The 6,833-nt window shown below is 71.8% G+C and carries 9 protein-coding genes and 3 tRNA genes; 5 read left to right on the top strand and 7 right to left on the bottom strand.

Annotation, left to right across the window (positions count from 1 at the left end):
* Nucleotides 1–111: 111 nt before the first annotated feature.
* The 6 genes from IE124_RS33705 to IE124_RS33680 form a co-directional block, all read right to left on the bottom strand.
* Complete coding sequence (locus IE124_RS33705; protein WP_189513763.1) at nt 112–1,170, bottom strand: UDP-N-acetylmuramate dehydrogenase; 1,059 nt, start codon at nt 1,168–1,170, stop codon at nt 112–114.
* Between the two features lie 61 nt (nt 1,171–1,231).
* Complete coding sequence (locus IE124_RS33700) at nt 1,232–1,660, bottom strand: MaoC family dehydratase (RefSeq protein ID WP_189513761.1); 429 nt, start codon at nt 1,658–1,660, stop codon at nt 1,232–1,234.
* A gap of 2 nt (nt 1,661–1,662) precedes the next feature.
* The gene (locus tag IE124_RS33695; protein WP_189513759.1) at nt 1,663–2,115 is read right to left on the bottom strand and encodes a MaoC family dehydratase N-terminal domain-containing protein; all 453 of its coding nucleotides are present in this window, start codon (nt 2,113–2,115) and stop codon (nt 1,663–1,665) included.
* Nucleotides 2,116–2,202: 87 nt separating this feature from the next.
* Complete coding sequence (gene rpmG, locus IE124_RS33690; protein ID WP_003956487.1) at nt 2,203–2,367, bottom strand: 50S ribosomal protein L33; 165 nt, start codon at nt 2,365–2,367, stop codon at nt 2,203–2,205.
* Between the two features lie 89 nt (nt 2,368–2,456).
* Nucleotides 2,457–2,529 (bottom strand) — tRNA-Met (locus IE124_RS33685).
* A gap of 44 nt (nt 2,530–2,573) precedes the next feature.
* A tRNA-Thr gene (locus IE124_RS33680) sits at nt 2,574–2,646 on the bottom strand.
* Between the two features lie 218 nt (nt 2,647–2,864).
* Between IE124_RS33680 and IE124_RS33675 the strand changes: the two genes are divergently transcribed.
* Both IE124_RS33675 and IE124_RS33670 read left to right on the top strand, forming a co-directional pair.
* On the top strand, nt 2,865–4,151 hold the full coding sequence (locus tag IE124_RS33675; RefSeq protein WP_189513757.1) for an amidohydrolase family protein: 1,287 nt from the start codon (nt 2,865–2,867) through the stop codon (nt 4,149–4,151).
* Nucleotides 4,152–4,153: 2 nt separating this feature from the next.
* Nucleotides 4,154–4,810 (top strand): SDR family oxidoreductase, encoded by a 657-nt coding sequence (locus tag IE124_RS33670; RefSeq protein WP_189513756.1) that lies wholly within the window; start codon nt 4,154–4,156, stop codon nt 4,808–4,810.
* A 51-nt stretch (nt 4,811–4,861) separates the two neighbouring features.
* On the opposite strand, the gene IE124_RS33665 is transcribed toward IE124_RS33670, so the two are convergent.
* Nucleotides 4,862–4,943, bottom strand: a tRNA-Tyr gene (locus tag IE124_RS33665).
* 168 nt (nt 4,944–5,111) lie between these two features.
* Here IE124_RS33665 and IE124_RS33660 point away from each other — a divergent pair.
* From IE124_RS33660 to IE124_RS33650, 3 genes are all read left to right on the top strand, one after another.
* Nucleotides 5,112–5,603 (top strand): YajQ family cyclic di-GMP-binding protein, encoded by a 492-nt coding sequence (locus IE124_RS33660; protein ID WP_055641880.1) that lies wholly within the window; start codon nt 5,112–5,114, stop codon nt 5,601–5,603.
* Between the two features lie 94 nt (nt 5,604–5,697).
* Nucleotides 5,698–6,204, top strand: coding sequence for a methylated-DNA--[protein]-cysteine S-methyltransferase (locus IE124_RS33655; protein WP_189513754.1), 507 nt, complete (start codon nt 5,698–5,700; stop codon nt 6,202–6,204).
* On the top strand, nt 6,201–6,833 hold the full coding sequence (locus tag IE124_RS33650; RefSeq protein ID WP_189513752.1) for an alpha-ketoglutarate-dependent dioxygenase AlkB family protein: 633 nt from the start codon (nt 6,201–6,203) through the stop codon (nt 6,831–6,833). The genes IE124_RS33655 and IE124_RS33650 overlap by 4 nt, the downstream gene beginning before the upstream one ends.

Here is a 6,833-nt window from a genome sequence, read left to right as displayed (position 1 = left end):
CGGGTGGAAGCCCACGTACTGGACGTACGTGGGCTTTCGCCCGGTGCGGCGAGAGTGCGTGCCGGACGCCGCGGGGCAGACGGGAATGTGACGACACCCCCTAGGGGGTGTTCAGAGCTCGACGCCCACCGTGACGGGCTCGTTGACGAGGGTGATCCCGAAGGCGTCCCGCACCCCGGCGACGACCTCGCGGGCGAGGGCCAGGAGGTCCTCGGTGGTCGCCTCGCCGCGGTTGGTGAGGGCGAGCGTGTGCTTGGTGGAGATCCGGGCGGGCCCGGTCCCGTACCCCTTGGTGAACCCGGCCCGGTCGATCAGCCAGGCGGCGGAGGTCTTCACTGCGCCGTCCTCGCCCGTGGGGAAGGCCGGCGGGGTGACGTCGGGGCCGAGGCGCTCGGCCGCGCGCGCGAGGAAGGTCTCGTACTCCCCCGCCGTGAGGATCGGGTTGGTGAAGAACGAGCCCGCGGACCAGGTGTCGTGGTCCGCCGGGTCCAGGACCATGCCCTTGCCGGCGCGGAGCCTCAGGACGGTCTCACGGGCGGTCGCGAGCGGCACGCGGTCGCCGGCCTCGACGCCGAGCTCGCGGGCGGTCTCCGGGTACTTGATCGGCGCCGACATCCCGTCCGCGTCCTCGAGCTCGAAGCGGACCCGCAGGACCACGTACCGCTCGGGCTGGTCCTTGAAGAGGCTGTGGCGGTACGAGAAGGCGCACTCGGCGTTGGTGAGGGTGACGGTCTCCTCGGCGCGCCGGTCGTAGGCGACGACCTCGGTGACGGTGGCGGAGACGTCCTGCCCGTACGCGCCGACGTTCTGGATCGGGGTCGCGCCGGCCGAGCCGGGAATGCCGGCGAGGCACTCGATCCCGGCGAGCCCGGCCTCGACGGTCCGCGCGACGGCGTCCGTCCAGACCTCGCCCGCGGCGAGCTCCAGGCGCGTGCCCTCCAGGGCGAAGCCGGTGGTGGCGATGCGCAGCGCCGTGCCGTCGAAGCCCTTGTCCCCGATGACCAGGTTGGAGCCGCCGCCGATGACGAGCAGAGGGGTGCCCGTGGCGTCGGCCTCGCGGACGGCCGCGACCACCTCGTCGTCGGTGGTGGCGGTGACGAGCCGGTTGGCGGGTCCGCCGAGCCGGAAGGTGGTCAGGGGGGCGAGGGTGGCGTCGTGAAGAGGCTGCACGCGCTCAAGACTACGTTCCGGCCGTGGGTGGAACGTTCCACCCACGGCCGGAACGACGGCGTCAGGCGAGCTCGACCACGGCCCGCGACATGCCGAGGACCTTCTGGCCCGCGCTCATGGCGGTGATGTCGACCCGCACCCTGCGGTCGTCCAGCTTCGCGGCGACCTTGGCGCTGACCTCGATGAGGGCGCCCTGGTCGTCGTTGGGGACGACGACGGGCTTGGTGAAGCGGACGCCGTACTCGACGACGGCGGCGGGGTCGCCGGCCCAGTCGGTGACGACGCGGATCGCCTCGGCCATGGTGAACATGCCGTGGGCGATGACGTCCGGGAGGCCGACCTCCACCGCGAACTTCTCGTTCCAGTGGATGGGGTTGAAGTCCCCGGAGGCGCCGGCGTACCGCACGAGCGTGGCGCGCGTCACGGGGAAGCTCTGCGCGGGCAGCTCGGTGCCGACCTCGACCTCGTCGTAGGCGATCTTGGCGGTCATGGTCAGGCCCCCTCGGGTGCGCGGGAGACGAGCTTCGTCCAGGCGGTCACGACGTGCTCGCCGGAGGCGTCGTGGACCTCGCCGCGGATGTCCAGGATGTCGTTGCCCGCGAGGGACTTGATCGCCTCGATGGTGGAGGTGACCGAGAGCCGGTCCCCGGCGCGTACGGGCCGGGTGTAGGTGAACTTCTGGTCGCCGTGGACCACGCGGCTGTAGTCGAGGCCGAGCTGCGGGTCCTCGATGACGGCGCCCGCGGCCTTGAACGTGATGGCGAACACAAAAGTGGGCGGGGCGATCACGTCGGAGTGGCCGAGCGCCTTGGCCGCGTCGGTGTCGGTGTACGCGGGATTGGCGTCACCGATCGCCTCGGCGAACTCGCGGATCTTCTCGCGGCCGACCTCGTAGGCCGCGGTGGGCGGATAGGTCCGGCCCACGAAGGACTGGTCGAGCGCCATGGACTCGATACCTCCTGGATTCATTGCCGTGCGGACAAACGACACGAGGCCGCCCCCTGGTGGGGACGGCCTCGTGTACGAGCCTGATTAACGCGTCTCGCGGTGCGCGGTGTGCGAGTTGCAGCGAGGGCAGTGCTTCTTCATCTCAAGACGGTCCGGGTTGTTACGCCGGTTCTTCTTGGTGATGTAGTTCCGCTCCTTGCACTCCACGCAGGCCAGCGTGATCTTCGGGCGGACGTCGGTGGCAGCCACGTGAGTGCTCCTTGACGGACGGATGGGATGGATGAACGCATAAAAGAGTAGCCGATCGCAGGACCGACCCCACAATCGGCTACCGTGTGTAGCGGTGACCGGACTTGAACCGGTGACACAGCGATTATGAGCCGCTTGCTCTACCGACTGAGCTACACCGCTTTGATGATCCGGATCCCGCCCGAAGGCGGGTTCCTTCTCACCAGAGCCCCAATACGGAATCGAACCGTAGACCTTCTCCTTACCATGGAGACGCTCTACCGACTGAGCTATTGGGGCGAGCGAGGAAGACATTACACGGTCTCCGGGCCATCACCCAAATCCGTTTCCCCGCGCCCTCGCGGCGGCCCTGACCAGGCCCGTCACCAGGCGTCACGTACGCCACTCGTGGACTCATCGGTACGACTATTGCGCTCCTCCTCGAAGGTCGGTCCGAGCCGCCCTAGGCTCTGCCCCACCTTGCGCGATCTTGATCTTGAGGAGCCTTGAGGAGCCCGATGTCAGCCGACAGCAAGCAGCCCCAGCCACCGCCCGAGGACGGGGCCGCCACCACCGCCGACTCGACCTCGCTCCTGCTCTCCCACGCACGCCTGACCGACGGCCGGACCGTGGACGTCCGGCTCGTCGGCGGGCGGATCGAGGCCGTGGGCACGGCGGGCAGCCTCAGCGCCGGCGCCGGTTCCCGCGTCGACCTCGCCGGCTATCTGCTGCTGCCCGCCGCCGCCGAGCCCCACGCCCACGCCGACACCGCGCTGTCCGCCGACACCCCGGGCCCCGTCTCGTACGTCCCGGAGGAGGTGCAACGGCGGGCCACCGAGGCCGCCCTGCTCCAGCTGGGCCACGGCGCGACCGCGCTGCGCGCGCACGTGCGGATCGGCGGCGTGCAGGGGCTCGGCCCCCTGGAGGCCGTGCTCCAGGCGCGGCGCTCGCTGCGCGGCCTCGCCGACCTGACGGCCGTCGCCGTGCCCCGGCTCCTCACCGGGGTGGCGGGCGCGGACGGGCTCGCGATGCTGCGGGACGCGGTGAAGATGGGCGCCGGTGTCGTCGGCGGCTGCCCGGACCTCGACCCGGACCCGGCCGGATACGTGGAGGCGGTCCTGGAGGTCGCGGCCGAGCACGGCTGCCCGGTCGACCTGCACACCGACGGGGACGACCCGGCCCGGCTCGCCCGGCTCGCGGCGATGGCCGGCGGGCTGCGGCCCGGGGTGACGATCGGGCCGTGCGCCGGGCTCGGCCGGCTCCCCGCCGACGCGGCGCGGCGGGCCGCGGACCAACTGGCGGCGGCCGGGGTGACGGTGGTCTGCCTGCCGCAGGGCGGCTGCGGGGCCACGGAGCTGCGCGGCGCGGCGCCGGTCCGGCTGCTGCGGGCGGCCGGGGTGCGGCTCGCGGCGGGCAGCGGGGCGCTGCGGGACCTGTCCAACCCGGTGGGGCGCGGGGACCCGCTGGAGGCGGCGTATCTGCTCGCCTCGCTCGGCGGGCTGCCGCCCCAGGAGGCGTACGCGGCGGTGAGCGCGGGGGCGCGGGCCGCGATGGGGCTGCCGGTGGTACGGGTGGAGGCGGGCTTCCCCGCGGAGCTCCTGGCGGTGCGCGGCGAGCGGCTGGCGGGGGTGCTGTCCCTCGCGTACAGCCGGGTCGTGGTGCACCGGGGGCGGGTGGTGGCGCGGACGAGCGCGGTGCGGGAGTACTGCGACTCGGCGGCGGCCCTCGATCTGCCCCGGCAGGTGCGGCCGGAGCGGCCGCCCGAGCCGGGGAGCCCTCCGGCCGGTCCCGTCGTACGGTCGTGAGTATGCGCATCGTCATCGCTGGAGGACACGGACAGATCGCCCTGCGCCTGGAGAGGCTGCTCGCGGCGGGCGGACACGAGGTCGCGGGGATCATCCGCCGGCCCGAGCAGGGCGACGACCTACGGGCGGCGGGCGCCGAGCCGGTCGTCCTGGACCTGGAGTCGGCGTCGGTGGAGATGGTCGCCGCGGTGCTCCAGGGCGCCGACGCGGCGGTCTTCGCGGCGGGCGCGGGTCCGGGCAGCTCGGTGGACCGCAAGGACACGGTGGACCGCGCGGCGGCCGTGCTCTTCGCGGACGCGGCGGAGCGGGCGGGAGTACGGCGCTATGTCGTCGTCTCCTCGATGGGCGCGGACGCGGCCCACCCGGGCGACGAGGTCTTCGACGCCTACCTCCGCGCCAAGGGCGCCGCCGACGACGCCGTCCGCGCCCACACGGGCCTGGACTGGACGATCCTGCGCCCGGGCTCCCTGACCAACGACGCGGGGACGGGCCAGATCCGCCTGGAGGCCCACACGGGCCGGGGCATGGTGCCGCGCGACGACGTGGCGGCGGTCCTCGCGGAGCTCCTCGACACCCCGGCGACGGCCGGCCTGACCCTGGAACTGACCAGCGGCTCGACGCCGCTCGCGGTCGCGGTGAAGGACGTCGCCGGAAACTGACCCGGAAACGAGTGAAGGTCCCCGGTGCAAGCACCGGGGACCTTCTTCACGTGGCGACGCCAGGATTCGAACCTGGGTAGGCTAAGCCGACGGATTTACAGTCCGCTCCCATTGGCCACTCGGGCACATCGCCATGAGATCGCTGCCGTGGAGCCGCTTTCGCGGTGTTCCGTGGCAACGACGTAAACAATACCTGATCCCGGAGGGTGGTTCGCCACCGGATTGATCAGCGGTTCGAGTCGCGGCGAACCCCCTAGGCTTTGGGCTGTACCCGACAGCGAACAACAAGGAGCCACGAGTCATGGCCGACTCCAGTTTCGACATCGTGTCCAAGGTCGAGCGGCAGGAGGTCGACAACGCCCTCAACCAGGCCGTGAAGGAGATCTCCCAGCGCTACGACTTCAAGGGGACCAACGCCTCGATCTCCTGGTCGGGCGAGAAGATCCTGATGCAGGCGAACGGCGAGGAGCGCGTCATGGCGATCCTCGACATCTTCCAGACCAAGCTGATCAAGCGCGGCATCTCGCTGAAGTCGCTGGACGTCGAGGGTGAGCCGCAGCTGTCCGGCAAGGAGTACAAGCTCTTCGCCTCGGTCCAGGAGGGCATCTCCCAGGAGAACGCCAAGAAGGTCGCGAAGGCCATCCGGGACGAGGGTCCCAAGGGCGTCAAGGCGCAGGTCCAGGGCGACGAGCTGCGTGTCAGCTCGAAGAGCCGGGACGACCTGCAGGCCGTACAGGCGCTGCTCAAGGGCAAGGACTTCGACTTCGCCCTCCAGTTCGTGAACTACCGCTGACCGTCGAGGCCGGTGTCCGATTTCCGCCAGCCGGAAGGCCGGCGGGCCCCGCACACTGGGTCGTGAGAGACCCGTGCGGGGAGAGGAACCAGTCATGACCGTGTACGCGTACGTCGACGGCCCCCTGGGCGAGATGCTGCTGGTCGGGCAGCTCGCCGAAGGGGGCCGTGCCGTGCTGCGCTCGCTGTCCCTGCCGGGGCAGAAGGGCGGCGTCGAGGTCGAGGACGGCTGGACGCCCGCGCCCGAGGCCTTCGCCGAGGCGGCCCGGCAGCTGGGCGAGTACTTCGCCGGGCGGCGGGACCGGTTCGACGTCCCGTACGACCTGAGCGTCGGAACGGACTTCCAGCGGCGCGTCTGGCGCGCCCTGGAGGAGATCCCGTACGGGACGACCGTGTCCTACGGGGACGTCGCCCGGATCGTCGGTTCCTCCGGGGCCGGGGTGCGGGCCGTGGGCACCGCGATCGGGCGCAATCCGCTGCTCGTGGTGCGGCCCTGCCACAGGGTGATCGGGACGGACGGGAGCCTGCGCGGGTACGCCGCCGGGCTCGAGCGGAAAGAGCGGCTCCTCGGCCTTGAGGGTGCCCTGGCGGGTTCCGCGTGAGCGAGGGGCTCTTCCCCCGCGAGCGCACCGTCGTCACGCCCGGGGCCGTGCACGTGCCCGGGTGGCTGTCGCTCGTGCGGCAGCGGGAGTTGGTGGACGCCTGCCGGGAGTGGGGGCGGGGGCCCGTGTCGTACCGGCACACCGTGCTGCCCGGCGGCGGTGTCATGTCGGTGCGGTCGCTGTGTCTGGGGCGGCAGTGGGAGCCGTACCGCTATCTCGACTCCGTCGGTGTCGAACTGCCCGGCTGGCTGGCCGCGTTGGGGCGGGAAGCCGTCGTCGAGGCATACGGGGAGAGCAGGGGGAGCGGGGACTTCTCGCCCGATACCGCTCTCGTGAACTTCTACGGGGACGGCGCCAGGATGGGCATGCACCAGGACAAGGAGGAGCGGTCCGGTGCTCCGGTGGTGTCGTTGAGCCTCGGGGACCGGTGTGTCTTCCGCTTCGGGAACACGGAGAACCGCGGCCGGCCCTACCGGGACGTCGAGCTGCTCTCCGGTGACCTCTTCGTCTTCGGCGGGGCCTCGCGGTGGGCGCACCACGGTGTGCCCGTGGTCCGGCCGGGGACGGCCGATCCGGCGCTCGGGCTGTCCGGGCGGCTCAACATCACACTGCGGGAGACCGGTTGGTGA

The organism is Streptomyces narbonensis (assembly GCF_014649015.1).
Taxonomy (GTDB): Bacteria; Actinomycetota; Actinomycetes; order Streptomycetales; family Streptomycetaceae; genus Streptomyces; species Streptomyces narbonensis.
Note: the sequence above shows the minus strand (reverse complement) of the source record. Positions and strands in the feature narration are given on the sequence as shown.

What these genes read in the sequence shown, in the direction of transcription:
- IE124_RS33700 (WP_189513761.1), bottom strand. Translation starts at nt 1,660, where the DNA reads ATGACCGCCAAGATCGCCTACGACGAGGTCGAGGTCGGCACCGAGCTG.
- IE124_RS33695 (WP_189513759.1), bottom strand. Translation starts at nt 2,115, where the DNA reads ATGGCGCTCGACCAGTCCTTCGTGGGCCGGACCTATCCGCCCACCGCG.
- IE124_RS33675 (WP_189513757.1), top strand. Translation starts at nt 2,865, where the DNA reads ATGTCAGCCGACAGCAAGCAGCCCCAGCCACCGCCCGAGGACGGGGCC.
- IE124_RS33670 (WP_189513756.1), top strand. Translation starts at nt 4,154, where the DNA reads ATGCGCATCGTCATCGCTGGAGGACACGGACAGATCGCCCTGCGCCTG.
- IE124_RS33660 (WP_055641880.1), top strand. Translation starts at nt 5,112, where the DNA reads ATGGCCGACTCCAGTTTCGACATCGTGTCCAAGGTCGAGCGGCAGGAG.
- IE124_RS33655 (WP_189513754.1), top strand. Translation starts at nt 5,698, where the DNA reads ATGACCGTGTACGCGTACGTCGACGGCCCCCTGGGCGAGATGCTGCTG.